The sequence below is a fragment of the Rahnella sp. RcJ3 genome, assembly GCF_009498575.1.
Lineage (GTDB): Bacteria > Pseudomonadota > Gammaproteobacteria > Enterobacterales > Enterobacteriaceae > Rahnella > Rahnella aceris.
Genome location: NZ_QSNX01000016.1, coordinates 94,994 through 111,031, shown reverse-complemented (window position 1 = coordinate 111,031; position 16,038 = coordinate 94,994). Strand labels below are relative to the sequence as shown.

Annotated in this window: 11 protein-coding genes; 2 read left to right on the top strand and 9 right to left on the bottom strand. The window is 52.5% G+C overall.

Annotation, left to right across the window (positions count from 1 at the left end; genetic code table 11):
* Positions 1-124: 124 nt before the first annotated feature.
* From folA to DXU84_RS19430, 3 genes are all read right to left on the bottom strand, one after another.
* Positions 125-610 (bottom strand): type 3 dihydrofolate reductase, encoded by a 486-nt coding sequence (gene folA / locus DXU84_RS19440; RefSeq protein ID WP_013577047.1) that lies wholly within the window; start codon positions 608-610, stop codon positions 125-127.
* A gap of 269 nt (positions 611-879) precedes the next feature.
* On the bottom strand, positions 880-1,344 hold the full coding sequence (locus DXU84_RS19435; RefSeq protein ID WP_037033453.1) for a threonine/serine exporter: 465 nt from the start codon (positions 1,342-1,344) through the stop codon (positions 880-882).
* A complete protein-coding gene (locus DXU84_RS19430) occupies positions 1,341-2,150 on the bottom strand; it encodes a threonine/serine exporter ThrE family protein (protein ID WP_037033454.1) in 810 nt (269 codons plus the stop codon). Before DXU84_RS19430 ends, DXU84_RS19435 begins: the two co-directional genes overlap by 4 nt.
* Positions 2,151-2,255: 105 nt before the next feature.
* Here DXU84_RS19430 and DXU84_RS19425 point away from each other — a divergent pair, with 105 nt between their 5' ends.
* Complete coding sequence (locus DXU84_RS19425) at positions 2,256-2,870, top strand: LysE family translocator (protein WP_013577050.1); 615 nt, start codon at positions 2,256-2,258, stop codon at positions 2,868-2,870.
* A gap of 55 nt (positions 2,871-2,925) precedes the next feature.
* Here DXU84_RS19425 and kefC read toward each other — a convergent pair whose 3' ends face one another.
* The 6 genes from kefC to dapB all read right to left on the bottom strand — a co-directional run bounded on the left by kefC (position 2,926) and on the right by dapB (position 14,063).
* A complete protein-coding gene (kefC, locus tag DXU84_RS19420) occupies positions 2,926-4,779 on the bottom strand; it encodes a glutathione-regulated potassium-efflux system protein KefC (protein WP_037033455.1) in 1,854 nt (617 codons plus the stop codon).
* Positions 4,772-5,326, bottom strand: coding sequence for a glutathione-regulated potassium-efflux system oxidoreductase KefF (gene kefF / locus DXU84_RS19415; protein WP_013577052.1), 555 nt, complete (start codon positions 5,324-5,326; stop codon positions 4,772-4,774). Before kefF ends, kefC begins: the two co-directional genes overlap by 8 nt.
* Before the next feature lie 118 nt (positions 5,327-5,444).
* Positions 5,445-8,036 (bottom strand): glycosyl hydrolase family 18 protein, encoded by a 2,592-nt coding sequence (locus tag DXU84_RS19410; RefSeq protein ID WP_153376528.1) that lies wholly within the window; start codon positions 8,034-8,036, stop codon positions 5,445-5,447.
* A gap of 335 nt (positions 8,037-8,371) precedes the next feature.
* On the bottom strand, positions 8,372-11,596 hold the full coding sequence (gene carB, locus DXU84_RS19405; RefSeq protein WP_037033457.1) for a carbamoyl-phosphate synthase large subunit: 3,225 nt from the start codon (positions 11,594-11,596) through the stop codon (positions 8,372-8,374).
* 16 nt (positions 11,597-11,612) lie between these two features.
* Positions 11,613-12,764, bottom strand: coding sequence for a glutamine-hydrolyzing carbamoyl-phosphate synthase small subunit (gene carA / locus DXU84_RS19400; protein WP_013577055.1), 1,152 nt, complete (start codon positions 12,762-12,764; stop codon positions 11,613-11,615).
* Positions 12,765-13,241: 477 nt separating this feature from the next.
* Complete coding sequence (gene dapB / locus DXU84_RS19395; RefSeq protein ID WP_112151003.1) at positions 13,242-14,063, bottom strand: 4-hydroxy-tetrahydrodipicolinate reductase; 822 nt, start codon at positions 14,061-14,063, stop codon at positions 13,242-13,244.
* A 689-nt stretch (positions 14,064-14,752) separates the two neighbouring features.
* Between dapB and DXU84_RS19390 the strand changes: the two genes are divergently transcribed.
* The gene (locus DXU84_RS19390) at positions 14,753-15,898 is read left to right on the top strand and encodes a porin (protein ID WP_112151004.1); all 1,146 of its coding nucleotides are present in this window, start codon (positions 14,753-14,755) and stop codon (positions 15,896-15,898) included.
* Positions 15,899-16,038: the final 140 nt, after the last annotated feature.

Genomic DNA, 16,038 nt, shown 5'->3' with positions numbered 1-16,038 from the left:
GGGTCCATGATGAGCATGAACCCTTTTTACACGAGCCACCGGATCGGTCAACTGATCCTTAAACGATCGGCATTACCTGCAAAGGGTGCCTTTTTATTGTCACACGGCTCGCGCAGCCGTAGGATCAGGCGCGGCGATCAAGGATTTCGAAGCAATAACCATGAGAGTTCTGCTCATCCGCATCGTGGAATTCGCTGAATGTGCTTTCCCAGTCATCCGGCTCATAATCAGGGAAATGTGTATCCCCTTCGACTTCGGCATCAATGTGAGTCAGATATAAACGATTGGCCTTCGGCAGCAGTTGCTCATACACGCGGCCGCCCCCCATCACCATCACTTCTTCCACATCGCCGGCAGCCGCCAGCGCAGCGTCAACAGACGTTACCCAGGTCACACCTTCATGCTCGCCCGGTTTAGAGCTGATGACAATATTCAGCCGGCCAGGCAACGGGCGTCCGATTGACTCAAACGTCTTTCGCCCCATGATGACGGGTTTGTTGAGCGTATTACGCTTAAACCAGGCCAGATCACCAGGTAAATGCCAAGGCATAGCGTTTTCCATGCCAATAACGCGATCGGTCGCCAGTGCGGCGATCAGGCTAATAATCATTGTGAAGCCCTGTGTAGAAAAAGGATTTGTGCGTGACCCCAAAAAAGAGCTGCCACTATACGGAAAGCCCCATCAGCCGTCGATAGGGAGACCCACGCTTTACAAAGATATAAGAGAGCTCTTACCCTGCCGGGATATTCCCCGCCAAAAGTAGCGGTTCCGGCGGTAAAGGACGCTCAAAAGCAGGAAGGTACCGCCGTAATCCAGTCGAAAATGCTGAAGCGCTCACCTGCTTTTTTGCATGGTAGCTCCACGTTGTACAACAACGCTTACACACCGGGGCGTTTACGGTACAGCCACAATCCCGGTAACGATAATCCGATAGATAATGCCCCGACGATAAAACTGGCTTTCAGAAAATTGGTGAGTGCCGTCGATAGCAATGCTTCGCTGTAGCCCAGATGCGAAATCTCCACGACTGAGATCATCGCCGTGTAGGCAGAAATGCCGGGGAACATCGGTATAACAGCGGCAACGGTGAAAACTTTAGGATGCGCCAGTAACCAGCGTGACCATCGAATGCCCATAATGCCAATCAGTATAGCTGCCAGCAGGGAGGCCCATTCGATGTTTATCCCGCCGTGGATCAGCAACATCCGCGTGCCATGGCCAACTGCGCCGAGCAGTGCGCAATAACGTAATGCCCGCGGCGGCACATTAAACACCATCGCAAAGCCCAGTGCGGGCACGGCAGCGAAAAGCATATCCTGAATCAGTGCCCATAAAAGGCTCATGACCACCCCCGTAAACCCCACAATGCCATTGCCATGACCACACCAATGCAGGTCGCCAGTGTCAGCAGGCTGGCCATAGTCCAGCGCGCCAGTCCGGTGTTCACATGCCCTTTGAACATGTCCGCCACGGCATTAATCAGCGGAAAACCCGGCACCAGCAATAACACGCTGGCAGCCATTGCGACGTTTGATGACTGCTGAAAAATGCCCAGCCGCAACAGCAACCCTGAAATGGAAGTCGCCACGAATGCCGTGCAGCAAAAGTTGATGAGCGGATTCATATGCCGTGCAGTAAGGCTCTGGCGTACGGCCATGGCGACGCCGCTGGCAAAAAAAGTGACAATGAATGCATCCCAGCCGCCACCATTAAGTTTGCTGAAACACCCGCAGGAGAGCGCCACCATCAGGATCATCAGCCAGCGCGGATACCGCAGCGGTTTGATTTTTTGCAGGCGTTTTGCCACCAGTTGACTGTCGAGCAGTTTATGCTCGGCCAGGATCACCGTATGTTGGACTTGTGTCACAACCTGCATGTTGATCCCGCGGTCAACATTTTTACGCGTCGAGGTCAGACAATAACCGCCGCTTAAGGTGCTGAGCACAATGGCATTGGCGGAAATCGAGCTTTCCACCCGGTCCATTCCCAGCGCGACGCCAAGCCTCGCCGACAGCTGTTCGACCAGCATACTTTCGGCACCATGCTGCAACAGCATCAGGGCACATTCGATGCACAAACGGGTAATTTCACGTTGATGATGCGCCTCGGGGCTTTCACGCACCGGGTATTCTATGACCGGATCCTGCATACCATTCACCGCCCGCAAAAAAAGCAATAAGAGTGATTTAACTTACTGAGGATTGGCGTATCATGCCGCCTTCTTTTGTTCCGAACATTGACGACGGTTATTTTCATGCTTGAAACCACCCTTTTTGTTGCCAGTATCGCCTTCCTCGGCATGCTTTCTCCCGGTCCCGATTTCTTTCTGGTCATCAAAAATGCGGCCCGCTATCCGCGCATCGCGGCACTCATGACGTCACTGGGTGTTATTTGTGGTGTGATTACGCATATGTCTTACTGCGTGGCCGGTCTGGCAGTGGTGATCACCACCACGCCGTGGTTATTTGATTTACTGAAATACGTCGGTGCGGCTTATCTGATCTGGGTCGGTATTCAGGCGTTGTTTTCGCGCAGCAACAGCAAAATGAACCTCGACGGACTGGAGCCACAGCAGGTAAAACTACGCACCGCGTTCGTGCAGGGTTATCTGTGTAACCTGCTCAATCCAAAAGCGACACTTTTCTTCCTGGCGATGTTTACGCAGGTCTTGCAGATTAACTCCACCTTCGGTGAAAAGCTGTGGTACGCCTCTATAATCGTCGGTTTGTCGGCCATTTGGTGGCCTTCGCTGGCGTTACTTATCCAGAGCCCGCCGGTGCGTCGTGGTCTGGCGAAAGCGCAGAAACTTATCGATAAACTGCTGGGCGGTGTACTGATCGGTTTGGGCATTAAAGTCGCACTGAGCTGAGTTCAGAAAGAAAAAACCGGTGCATCAGGCACCGGTTTTCTGTTTTAACGGCGGCTTAGCCCTTCGCTTCAATCACCTCTTTCTCAGGCGCTTTTCCGTCAATACTGCCACGCCAGCCCTGTTGCTGACCAGAAGCCAGACGCTCCTGATCCTGCTCGATAGCGGCTGTCAGCATATCTTTCGCACGCTGCATGCTGGCGATACGGAACTCAGTATCTTCGTAATTCTCGATAGTAGCCTCCAGCATTTTCAGGTTATAGCGGCGGAACAGATCTGCCTTCTCGCGGGCTTCGTACGCATCCAGCCCCAGCGCCTCCAGCACATCGCGGCCGACGCGCAAGGAGCCTTCAAACAGTTCACGCTCCGGCGCTTCGACACCCAACTGACGCAACTGATACCAGTGATCGACATCACGGGCGCGGGCAATCACTTTCAGATTCGGGAAATGCTCTTTCGCCAGCGCCGTCAGCTGAAGGTTGGCTTCCACATCGTCGATGGCATTAATCAGAACCTTCGCCTGCGCGGCACCGGCGGACTCCAGCAAATCAACGCGTGTGGCGTCGCCGTAAAACACTTTGGTGCCAAATTTACGCAGCGTTTCGATGTGATCCGGATCGTGATCCAGGACCACCGTGTGGACGTTATTTGCCAGCAGCAAACGACCGGCAATCTGACCAAAGCGCCCGAAACCGGCAATAATTACCTGCGCGTTCTCATCATCAATGGTGTCATGCGGACGGTCATCCTTCGGCGCATTGCGCTCAAGGCGCGCGGACAGTACCAGCAGCAATGGCGTCACCGCCATGGAAAGCGCCACGGCCAGCGTCAGGGCTTTCGACCATTCCACCGGCAATACGCCCGCCATTTGCGCCGTGCTGAAAATCACAAATGCAAACTCACTGCCCTGCCCGATTAAGATGGCAAACAGGCCGCGCTGCTTTTTCGGCACACCCAGCCACGGCGCAACCAGCCACAACAAGGCGGCTTTCAGCGCCATAAAACCGACCAGCAATGTGGCAATAAGCAGCGGCTGATGGACCAGCGTGCCGAAGTCGATAGACATGCCGACGCCGATAAAGAACAGCCCGAGAAGCAGACCTTTGAACGGCTGAATATCACTTTCCAGTGCATGACGGTATTCAGAACTTGCCAGCAAGACACCCGCCAGAAATGCGCCCATCGCCATCGACATACCGGCCATTTCCAGCAGAATACCGAAGCCGAATACCAGAAACAGCGCAACGGCACTGAACACTTCACGCATGCCGGAGCGTGCCACGAAGTGCAGCAAGGGCCGCGTGACATAGCGCCCGAGCAACACCACCAGCACCAGCGCACCGGCTACTTTTGCCGCTGACAAACCAAAACTCATCAGCGTTGTGGCTTCGCCGGTGCTCGCCAGTAAGGGGATCATCGCCACCAGCGGGATGGCGGCGATATCCTGGAACAGCAACACCGCAAAGGCGCTGCGGCCAATGGGTGAAGCCGTCAGGCTGCGCTCACTCATCGCCTGCATGGCAATGGCCGTTGAAGAAAGCGCCAGCGTCAGGCCGATCAACAGGGCGATTTTCCAGTCCAGTCCGAGGAAATAACAGAATGCGCTGAGCACTGCGCCGCAGCCCACCATCTGAATGCTGCCGCCGCCGAAAACCGAGGCACGCATCGTCCACAACCGTTTGGGATCCAGCTCAAGTCCGATGACAAACAGCATCAGCACCACGCCGATCTCCGCAAAGGTCAGAATTGATTCGGCATCAGAGACCAGTTTCAGCCCCCACGGGCCGATAATGCAGCCCGCAATCAGGTAACCGAGCACAGAACCCAGACCCAGACGTACCGCAATCGGCACAAACAGCGCCGCCGAGCCGAGATAAATCAGGCCTTCAATCATCAGGTTATGGTTATCCAAGGCTCACCTCCGGCGGGCAGCCTTCTTTCAGACTCAGGCAGGCGGTTAAACGACGGCGGTATTCTTCTCCCGCCGCTTTCAGCGCCACTTCATCGCAAATGAAGGTGTTGTGCACGGCGAAATACGGCAGCCAGTGCATGCCGCAATAAATGGCTGTCGCCTGTAACGGCTGCGCCAGCACGTCAAAATCGGGGTGATCACCCAGCTCGAAATGGTGCTCGTTACCGCCGGTCGTTACCGCCCACAAGCAATGTTTGCCATTTAAGGCATTGCCTTCATGGCCGTACGCCCAGCCGTGCTCGAGCACTTTGTCGATCCACAGTTTCATCAGTGGCGGCAAGCTGTACCATTGGAGCGGATGCTGGAAGACCACCAGATCTGCACGTTCAACGGCTTTCTGTTCAGCGGCAATGTCGATATTGAAATCGGGATAGAGGTCGTAGAGCGAACGCACTTCGACGTTGGGCAAATCACTGACTGCCGACAGCAGCCCCTGATTGGCTCTTGAATGGCGCGGATAGGGATGGGCGTAAATTATTAAAATCATCTGTGAACTCATATCGACAAAATATGCATTCATCATAAAGTATTTTTAACATTTATTAACTGCCGTAAATACGATGAAAAACAGGGCCCTCAGGCCCTGTCGATTTACATGAAAGGATTCACGGACAACTGACTGCCCCGAGATCCAGCCAGTTGTCACCTGCAACCGGCGTGACACCCCGAGTCCAGACCTTCGCTTTCCAGTTATGGCCGCCGTAAGTGGCCATTTCCCCCTGAACATAGGTGGCCGCATTGTCGTAAGGCAATGTGATATTGCTGACGAGTTGCCACTGATCGCTGCTGCGCGATGGCGGGTTGTTTTGTGTCCAGTATTTCGCCTTCCATATCAGCTGGGTGTAGCTGACGGCATCGCCGGTATTGTAGATTTTGCTGCTGTCCCAGGCAGGCACTTGCGCCGCCGCAGGATCCGTTGTCACACCACACCCGCCCGTGCTCGCCGGGTTAACCGTCAGTTGTAAGCTGGCAGACGTGGATGATTTTCCATCGCTGACCATCACACTGACCGGATACACTGTGCTGCTGGTGACCGCCGGAGCGGTAACGTTGATGGAGCTGGTAGTCAGCGAGCTGGCGCTCAGACCGGCGGGCAACGTCCACTGATACGTGAGCGGATCGTTATTGGCATCCGTCGCCTGTGCCACCAGCGCGAAGGTATTACCTGCCGTTACAGCCATGGTCGCCGGCAACGTCACCACCGGCGGCTGGTTCGCCTGAACCGCCGAGTTTGTCACCTGAACCTGCGCCGTGGCGCTCAGCCCTTGTGGATCGGTCACTTTCAGCTGGAATACCCACACCTGATCTTGCGCGGTAGTAAGGACATTAAACTGCGCTTTGGCTTTGTCTGCATTGGTCAGCGTCACCGCAGGCCCGGAGACTTTAGTCCACAAATACGTCAGGGCTGCATTTTCCGGATCACGGGAAGCAGAACCATCGAGCGTCACGGTCAACGGACCGGTCACGTTCTGATTTGTCCCGGCACTGGCCAGCGGCGCAAGGTTCGTCGTGCCGCCGCCGGTGCCATTCCCTAAGCCTTCATGCATGGCATTTAAAATATCGCCATTATCCGCATCAATTTCCCATGCAAACAGGCCACCCAGCTGATTAGCCAAAACATATTTACCTTTCGCGACCACTGAACGGTTGTCGTCGTAAGTGATCAAATCGCCGGTGGAAGGCTTCCACAAATACGGTGCTTCAGCTGCGGCATCATACTTGTACTGCCAGTCACTGTTGGCTTTAAGTTTCGCCACCTGACGGTAATCAAGAATGCCATTTTCCCAGGTACCGGCGGTCGGGCCGGTCGCGGTCCCGGTGAAAGGATCGTTATTCTGGAAATTCTTCACCCCCGTCCAGCCGCGCCCATACATGGCCGCACCCACTACAATTTTGCCCGGCGTCACGCCCTGTGAAAGCAACGCCTGCACGCCATGATCGGTGGTGTAATCGGTATCGGGTTTCGAGGCGGAGCCGTACAACGCAGTTTGGTGTCCCAGCGTCGTCAGTGAGAAAGCGCCATAGAAGTCATAGCTCATCAGGAAAATATGATCCATATACTGCTGCGCGGCGCTGTAATCCACGTTATCAATTTTGTCCCGGCCTGCACTGATCGCCGAACTCAGTTCATAGGTTTTTCCGGTTTGGGCGGATAATTCATTGAGCATAGTCCGCAGCTCTTTCATCAGCTGCACATAGGTATCTCCATCCGCCGTGCTGCCCAGTGCAGGATTTTCACCGCCACCGCCCGGAAATTCCCAGTCGATATCCACACCGTCGAAGAATTTCCAGGTTTGCAGAAACTCCTTCACCGAGGCCACAAAAACATCCCGCTTCGCTTTGTCTTTCATGAAATAGAACGGGTCGGATAACGTCCAGCCACCGATGGAAGGGACAATTTTCAGATTCGGGTAGGCTTTCTTCAGCGCCATCAGCTGGCCGAAATTCCCTTTGTAAGGCGCAGAATATTCACTGACACCTTGCTGAGGCATTTGCACTGCAGCCCAGGGATCATGGATCGCGACTTTAAAATCCTGACGCCCTGCACAGGCGCGTTGCAAGGCCTGAAAACTGCCCTCAATGCTTTTCAAGCTGTCGTTAATCCCATCCCCGCCGCAAATCGGCGTAAAGCCGTACAGGATATGAGTCAGGTTCTGCGCAGGGATTTTATCCACCGGGAACCCGCGACCGTACACGCCCCACTCGACAAAATAAGCGCCTACGACCTTGCCGGATTTATTGTTATAAGGCTGGTTGTTTTCCTTCAGCGTGCTGGTCAATGGTAGCAAATGGCTGCCATCGGTATCCGCCACTACAATTTGTTTGGCGTCACTGGTGGTACAGCCTTCGCTGTTACATAACGCAACCTGCAACTGATAGCGCCCGCCTTTATTGACAGCAAACGTGGCGCTGCCCGTTGTGCCGGAAGGGCCGCTCCAGACCTGCGCACCGTTCAGTAACACTTTGGCCGTCTGCCCTGCATCGCCGGTCCACAAATTCCAGGTGACGGTGACATCCGCCGCATTCTTTACAGTGACCAGTTGATTGTAGGCCGAGGCGGACTGATTGATATCAATGATGGCAAAGGTGGTTTCATCCGCACCGAGTGTCGGCTTTCCGGGAAGTGCCGCCTGTGAGACCGGCGCAAGAACCGCGCCGATGAGTAAAGCCAGAAGGGTGACAGGTGTTTTGTACATGTGAAATTCCTCATTTTGACTGAAAGCGCTGCAAGAAGGGTTAATTCTCGATGTGAACTAACCCAAGCTCCGAGTATAAAATCAGGAACAAAAACATAACAATAATTAAACATTAAAACATCATGACACCCATCACATTAACACAAAATATCGATCTAAAATAATAACTTATGATAAATTCACTTTCATATGAAGACTTTCATACATAAAAAATATAACTTTAATGATAAACATACTTAATGATTATATTTAACATTTTAGCCAAACACATATAAAAAAAAGCCCGCCCCTTGCGGGAGCGGGCGTCTTAACGACCGGATGGAAACAGCGGAGACTTATTTGCTGATTTTGGCGTGCATTTCCTGCACTGAAATCACCTGTTCAGTCGGGTCAGAAGATAATGCCATTGCCGTCGCGAAACCACCGTTCAGCGTAGTGTCGTAATGCACTTTGTATTGCAGCGCACTGCGACGGATAAGCTTGGAGTCTTCAATCGCCTGACGACCCGCCGTGGTGTTCACGATATACACATATTCGCCGTTCTTGATACGGTCCTGAATATGCGGACGGCCTTCATGCACCTTGTTGACCAGACGCGGGTTAATCCCGGCTTCGCCCAGCACTACCGCAGTACCGTGAGTCGCATCCAGCTCGAAACCGCGTTTCAGCAGTTTCGCGGCCAGATCCACCACACGGCCTTTGTCGCCTTCACGAACCGACAACAGTGCGCGTCCGGCTTTCTTCATGCCGGAGTTGCTTCCCAGTTGCGCTTTGGCAAAGGCTTCTGCGAAGGTACGGCCAACGCCCATCACTTCACCGGTAGAACGCATTTCCGGCCCAAGAATCGGGTCAACGCCAGGGAATTTGTTGAACGGCAACACCACTTCTTTCACGGAGTAGTAAGGCGGGATGACTTCTTCGGTAATGCCCTGCTCTGCCAGAGTCTGACCTGCCATCACGCGAGCCGCCACTTTCGCCAGTGGTACACCGGTCGCTTTAGAGACGAACGGAACGGTACGGGCAGCACGCGGGTTGACTTCAATCAGGTAGACTTCGTTGTTCTTCACGGCGAACTGGACGTTCATCAGGCCGCGAACGCTCAGCTCGAAGGCCAGTTTCTCGACCTGCTGACGCATCACATCCTGAATCTCTTTGCTCAGCGTGTAGCACGGCAGTGAACATGCAGAGTCACCGGAGTGAACGCCCGCCTGTTCGATGTGCTCCATGATACCGCCAATCAGCACGCGCTCACCGTCGCAGATAGCATCAACGTCAACTTCTACGGCGTCGTCAAGGAAGCGGTCCAGCAGAACCGGGGCGTCGTTCGACACGCTGACGGCGTTCTGGAAGTAACGGCGCAGGTCGATTTCGTCGTATACGATTTCCATCGCGCGGCCACCCAGAACATAAGACGGACGTACCACCAGCGGATAACCGATACCCGCAGCTTTCTCAACAGCCTGTTCGATAGTCGCGACTGTGGCGTTTGCCGGTTGTTTCAGGCCCAGACGGTTAACCGCCTGCTGGAAACGTTCACGGTCTTCGGCGCGGTCGATGGCATCCGGGCTGGTGCCGATAATTGGCACGCCAGCGGCTTCCAGTTCACGCGCCAGTTTCAGCGGAGTCTGGCCGCCGTACTGAACAATCACGCCTTTCGGCTGCTCGATACGCACGATTTCCAGCACGTCTTCCAGGGTGACGGATTCGAAGTACAGGCGGTCAGAGGTGTCGTAATCGGTAGATACAGTTTCCGGGTTACAGTTAACCATGATGGTTTCGTAACCGTCTTCACGCAGCGCCAGCGAGGCGTGTACGCAGCAATAGTCGAACTCGATACCCTGACCGATACGGTTCGGACCACCGCCCAGCACCATGATTTTTGGCTTATCATTGGTCGGGTTAGATTCACACTCTTCTTCATACGTGGAGTACATGTAGGCGGTATCGGTAGAGAATTCCGCCGCACAGGTATCAACACGTTTGTAGACCGGATGCAGGTTGTATTTGTGACGCAGTTTGCGCACTTCGCTTTCTGACACGCCGACCAGTTTAGCCAGACGCAGATCCGCAAAGCCTTTACGCTTGAGCATGCGCAGGTAGTCGTGGGTCAGAATGTTGAAGCCGCCCTCGGCCACTTCATTTTCCAGTTTCACCAGCTCTTCAATCTGCACCAGGAACCAGCGGTCCACGTTGGTCAGGTTGAAGATGCCGTCAACAGACATCCCGGCACGGAAGGCATCAGCGATATACCAGATACGCTCGGCACCGGCTTCTTTCAGTTCACGACGAATTTTGGTCAGCGCTTCCGGATCATCCAGACTCACTTTCGGGTCGAAACCGCTCGCGCCGACTTCCAGGCCGCGCAAGGCTTTTTGCAGAGATTCCTGCTGTGTACGACCAATCGCCATCACTTCGCCGACAGATTTCATCTGCGTGGTCAGACGGTCGTTGGCGCCGGCAAATTTCTCGAAGTTGAAGCGAGGAATTTTAGTCACAACGTAGTCGATAGAAGGTTCAAACGACGCTGGCGTTTTGCCGCCGGTGATATCGTTCATCAACTCATCGAGGGTGTAACCCACCGCCAGTTTCGCCGCCACTTTAGCAATCGGGAAACCGGTCGCTTTGGAGGCCAGGGCTGAGGAACGGGAGACACGCGGGTTCATTTCGATAACAATCAGACGACCATTTTTCGGGTTCACCGAGAACTGAACGTTGGAGCCACCGGTTTCTACGCCGATTTCACGCAGCACCGCCATCGAGGCGTTACGCATGATTTGGTATTCTTTGTCGGTCAGGGTCTGCGCTGGCGCCACGGTAATGGAGTCACCGGTGTGGATGCCCATCGCATCGAAGTTTTCAATGGAGCAGACGATGATGCAGTTGTCGTTTTTATCACGCACCACTTCCATCTCGTACTCTTTCCAGCCAATCAGCGACTCATCAATCAGCAGCTCTTTGGTCGGGGAAAGATCCAGCCCGCGTTCGCAAATCTCTTCGAACTCTTCACGGTTGTACGCAATACCGCCACCGGTGCCGCCCATAGTGAATGACGGACGGATGATGCACGGAAAGCCAACGTCAGCGGCAACCGCCAGCGCTTCTTCCATCGTGTGTGCAATACCGGAACGTGCGGTGTCGAGGCCGATTTTTTTCATCGCCACGTCGAAACGGCGACGATCTTCGGCTTTATCAATGGCGTCTGCGGTCGCGCCAATCATGGTCACACCGAATTCTTCCAACACGCCCTGACGTTCCAGTTCCAGTGCACAGTTCAGTGCGGTCTGGCCGCCCATCGTTGGCAGCACGGCATCGGGACGTTCTTTTTCGATAATTTTGCGCACAACTTCCCAGTGGATCGGCTCGATGTAAGTCGCATCCGCCATTTCAGGGTCAGTCATGATCGTTGCCGGGTTGGAGTTCACCAGAATGACGCGGTAACCCTCTTCACGCAGCGCTTTACACGCCTGTGCGCCGGAGTAGTCAAATTCACAAGCCTGGCCGATAACAATCGGGCCGGCGCCCAGAATCAGGATGCTTTTTATGTCTGTACGTTTTGGCATTTTTTATTCGCTCCTGTTATCTGGCGTTGTTTGTGCGAAAAGCTTCAATCAGTTCGATAAAGTGGTCAAACAGCGGTGCCGCATCGTGCGGGCCTGGGCTCGCTTCAGGGTGGCCCTGGAAGCTGAACGCCGCTTTATCGGTACGGTGGATACCCTGCACCGTATGGTCAAACAATGATTTGTGCGTCACGCGCAGATTGGCTGGCAGGCCGGATTCATCAACCGCAAAGCCGTGGTTCTGTGCGGTGATCATCACGATATTTTTATCGAGATCTTTTACCGGATGGTTACCGCCGTGGTGGCCGAGTTTCATTTTCACGGTCTTCGCGCCGCTGGCGAGTGCCAGTAACTGATGGCCGAGGCAGATGCCGAAGACCGGTATGTCGGTTTCCAGGAAGGTTTTGATGGCGGCGATGGCGTAATCACAAGGCTCCGGATCGCCCGGGCCATTGGACAGGAAGATGCCGTCCGGATTCATTTTCAGGACGTCTTCTGCCGGAGTCTGTGCAGGAACGACCGTCAGGCGGCATCCGCGATCCACCAGCATGCGCAGGATATTGCGTTTCGCGCCGTAGTCATAAGCCACCACGTGGAATGGCAAGTCTTCGGCTTTTTTTGCTTCAGGCAGTTCGCCTTCCAGAGTCCAGCTACCTTGTTGCCAGCGGTAAGATTCCGTCGTGGTCACTTCTTTCGCCAGATCCATGCCTTTCAGGCCCGGGAATGCTTTGGCTTTTTGCAGCGCCAGTTCAGCATCCGGTGAATCGCCCGCGATAATACAGCCGTTCTGTGCGCCTTTTTCGCGTAACAGACGGGTCAGTTTGCGGGTATCAATATCGGCGATGGCAACGATATTGTTGCGCTTGAGGTAATCAGAAAGATTTTCTTCACTGCGGTAGTTGCTGGCTATCAGGGGTAAATCGCGGATGACCAGGCCTTGAGCATGTACTGCGGAGGATTCTTCATCAGCGGCATTGGTGCCGACATTACCGATATGGGGATAAGTGAGAGTGACAATCTGGCGGGAATAGGAAGGATCAGTGAGGATTTCTTGATAACCGGTCATCGACGTATTGAAGACCACTTCCCCCACTGCCGACCCTTCTGCCCCGATGGCCCGACCGTGGAATTGGGTTCCGTCTTCCAGAACCAATAGCGCTGACTTTATCAAAGCATCCTCCAAGAATAATAAATCACAATATCTGCATATTAATTCAGATAACCCGATCTAAATCAATGCAAAAATCGCTCCCGAAGCCAATTTTTGGCAAATTGCGCGCATTCTAATGATGGCAGTTCGGTTTGTCTACCAAAAGCGCCAATATTTCTCTGTTTTTCGCACAACTCAGTGAAAACAGACTCTCACTGCCATAAAAACACAGCCTAAGTCAGTATAGTAACCGTTTGCGGAAGAGGATGTCTGAAAAATGACGAAGAAAGGAGTTTTGTTACAGCTCAGGGAAACAAGGGAGTACAAAAAACAAACAATACAGCAAGAGAAATCGGGATAAAGTCAGTAAAACACAGGATTCAAAATTAAAACAAACCCAAATAGCCATTTTAAACAAAAAAGAGAAGGGCAATCAAGGAACTGCCCTTTTATCAAAAGATTATGACCAAAACAACCACATCACATCTAAAACGTTGACTACAAATCTTCTAAACCAAGGACATCCCGCATGTCATAAAAACCACTTTTATGCGAGAAAAGCCATTTTCCTGCACGAACTGCGCCATTTGCGAAGGTCATACGGCTGGAAGCCTTATGGGTAATCTCAACACGCTCCCCGATATCGGCAAACATCGCGGTATGTTCACCGACGATATCGCCGGCACGAATGGTGGCAAAACCAATACTTTTTGGATCACGTTCACCGGTATGACCTTCACGGGCATACACCGCACAATCTTTCAGATCACGCCCTAACGCATCAGCAATCGCTTCACCCATTGCCAGTGCTGTACCTGATGGTGCATCAACTTTATGACGGTGGTGCGCTTCTACGATTTCAATATCCGTGTAATCGCCCATGACTTTGGCCGCTTTTTCCAGCAGCTTGAGGACAACATTCACGCCCACGCTGAAGTTGGCCGCAAAAACCACCGGAATGACCTCAGAAGCCTGCTTAATTGCAGCCTTACCGGCATCGTCAAAGCCCGTAGTGCCGATAATCATACCTTTATGGTGTTTCTGGCAAAATTCCAGATGAGCCAGGGTGCCTTCCGGACGGGTGAAGTCGATCAAAATATCGAAGTCATTCTTCACGGCATCCAGATTGTCATGCACTTTAATGCCAGCAGTACCCACGCCAGCCAGTTCACCCGCATCGGTGCCCACTAAGGAAGAACCGGTACGTTCCAGCGCTGCGCCCAACACCACGCCTTCGGCGTCAGAGATGGCCTGAATCAGCTGCCGGCCCATACGGCCACCCGCGCCAACAACAGCCATGCGAATATCAGCGTTACTCATAATTACTCTCTTCTTTTTGTGGTTCTGCCGTGAAACAGAATCAGGTTATCGACCCCGCGATCTGGGAGCCAGCAAAATTGCCTCATAATTAGAAAATTATGATACAGCCCCGTTAATATCAGTAAAAGCCATCTGGTTTCAGGTTACGCAATCTGTGATTTTGTGTTAAACGACTGGCAAAACTGGAACTAACGGACAAAAAAACACCAAAAAGCCCGCCTTAATGCGGCTCGCATAACCATGCAATGTAGTGCATAAGTTTCAGCTTTCGTCCGCCCTTCTCCCTGCATCTTTCGCGACACTGATTTTATCACTCTCCCCCAGGGCACCGTCTGACAATATGTATTAAAGGAGAAAGAAGAATATGACGGTGATTTCTGAAAACGCGTATTCACATCCTTGCGTGAGACAGATAAGCAGCAAACAAAACATTTCTTAGATCTGAAACATTAAATTTTTATTATATATGGCGAAATAATATTGATAAAATCAATGATTATGATAATAAATAGCAACCTAATTTTAACTGCCGAAATTTGATTTAAACGACAGTCAAAATAAGTAGCCTGGCTTCATAAGGCGCGTCTTCACCCTTACCAGACAGTCATCAGTAAGGGGAATATAAAAAATACACACTGCCAATTTTGTTGCTGATTTTTCAGATCAGTATATTGGCACAGGGACTTAACATGAAATTCAAACTGAACAAAGTCACACAAGTGGCGACTGCAGGTCTTTTATTTGGTTTAGCTTCTTTTGCTGCACACGCAGAAATCACTCTGATTAAACAAGACCCACAGCCGAACGATCCGCTGAGCCGCCTGAACTTCCAGGTTGGCGGCAGTATTCGTCCGCAGTTCCAGTTCCAGAACGGGGTGAAAAACTACAAGACCAATGGTTTTGATGGCGGTACACGTTTCCGTTTTTCTGCTGATTATTATCTGTTTGATGACATCAGCTGGATTAACTACTACGAGCTGGGTGTGAATATTCCTGCCCTGACTGGCTGGGATAATCACCACGCAGATGGCGCGCATAACACCAGCCGTCGCATGCTCTACACCGGTCTGAAAAGCAAAACTTACGGCCAGTTGACCTTCGGTCAGCAAAACAGCGTTTATTACGATGTGGTCGGTGCGAAAACCGATATCTGGGATTACGACATGCTCGCCCAGGCACCGGGTAATGGTGTGAACGGCGATTACGATGGTTCTTACCGTTCCCGTAAGATGCTGAAATACAAAAACACCTTCGGCGATGCAGATGTGTATGCCTCTTACCTGTTCGAAGACAATGAGTTGCTCACCGGCAAAAACGGGCTGCGTTACAAACGTAACGGCGGCGGTTCTGTCGGTGTGGATTACCACATCACCAAAGATCTGACCTGGGGTACGGCGTACAACTACACCGACGCAGAAATGAGAAACCCGGGCGACAACACCTCTAAAGATTACAACCAGAGCATTGTTGGTACTGCGCTGAGCTGGAAACCCGGCAACTGGACAGCGTCCTTCGGTGGCGGTTACTACCATGACTTCCTGACGACTGGTGTGAAAACTGAAGATCGCTTCTTCGCGGGCGATGCTTATGGTCTGGAATACTTCCTGGGGTATGCTTTCCCAATCAATCAGCTGGCGGTCAAAACCATTCAGCCGTACTTCATGGGTGACCGTCTGACCTATGTAACCGGCCGTAATTACCAGCGTATTGATAACGGGTTGGGTGTGTCCTTCCAGCTCGATTACGGCTTCCGTGTTGATTACGAGCACGTGTTCACGTCCTCTACCGATAATCTCGGTGATATGAATCTGATCCGTCTGCGTTACGATTTCTAAATCTTAACGACTGAACTTTTGGGGCCAGCTTTACGTCTTATTGACGGGCTGGCCCTTTCTTTTTACACCATTTCATCTATCCCACGTACGCAAAGCCAGACTAAACTCATAGAGACAGCTGTCGCTATATCCACTATGTA

Excerpts from the sequence above, each read along its gene's own strand:
- folA (WP_013577047.1), bottom strand. The coding sequence starts at position 610 with ATGATTATTAGCCTGATCGCCGCACTGGCGACCGATCGCGTTATTGGC.
- DXU84_RS19435 (WP_037033453.1), bottom strand. The coding sequence starts at position 1,344 with ATGAGCCTTTTATGGGCACTGATTCAGGATATGCTTTTCGCTGCCGTG.
- DXU84_RS19430 (WP_037033454.1), bottom strand. The coding sequence starts at position 2,150 with ATGCAGGATCCGGTCATAGAATACCCGGTGCGTGAAAGCCCCGAGGCG.
- DXU84_RS19425 (WP_013577050.1), top strand. The coding sequence starts at position 2,256 with ATGCTTGAAACCACCCTTTTTGTTGCCAGTATCGCCTTCCTCGGCATG.
- kefF (WP_013577052.1), bottom strand. The coding sequence starts at position 5,326 with ATGATTTTAATAATTTACGCCCATCCCTATCCGCGCCATTCAAGAGCC.
- DXU84_RS19410 (WP_153376528.1), bottom strand. The coding sequence starts at position 8,036 with ATGTACAAAACACCTGTCACCCTTCTGGCTTTACTCATCGGCGCGGTT.
- carB (WP_037033457.1), bottom strand. The coding sequence starts at position 11,596 with ATGCCAAAACGTACAGACATAAAAAGCATCCTGATTCTGGGCGCCGGC.
- dapB (WP_112151003.1), bottom strand. The coding sequence starts at position 14,063 with ATGAGTAACGCTGATATTCGCATGGCTGTTGTTGGCGCGGGTGGCCGT.
- DXU84_RS19390 (WP_112151004.1), top strand. The coding sequence starts at position 14,753 with ATGAAATTCAAACTGAACAAAGTCACACAAGTGGCGACTGCAGGTCTT.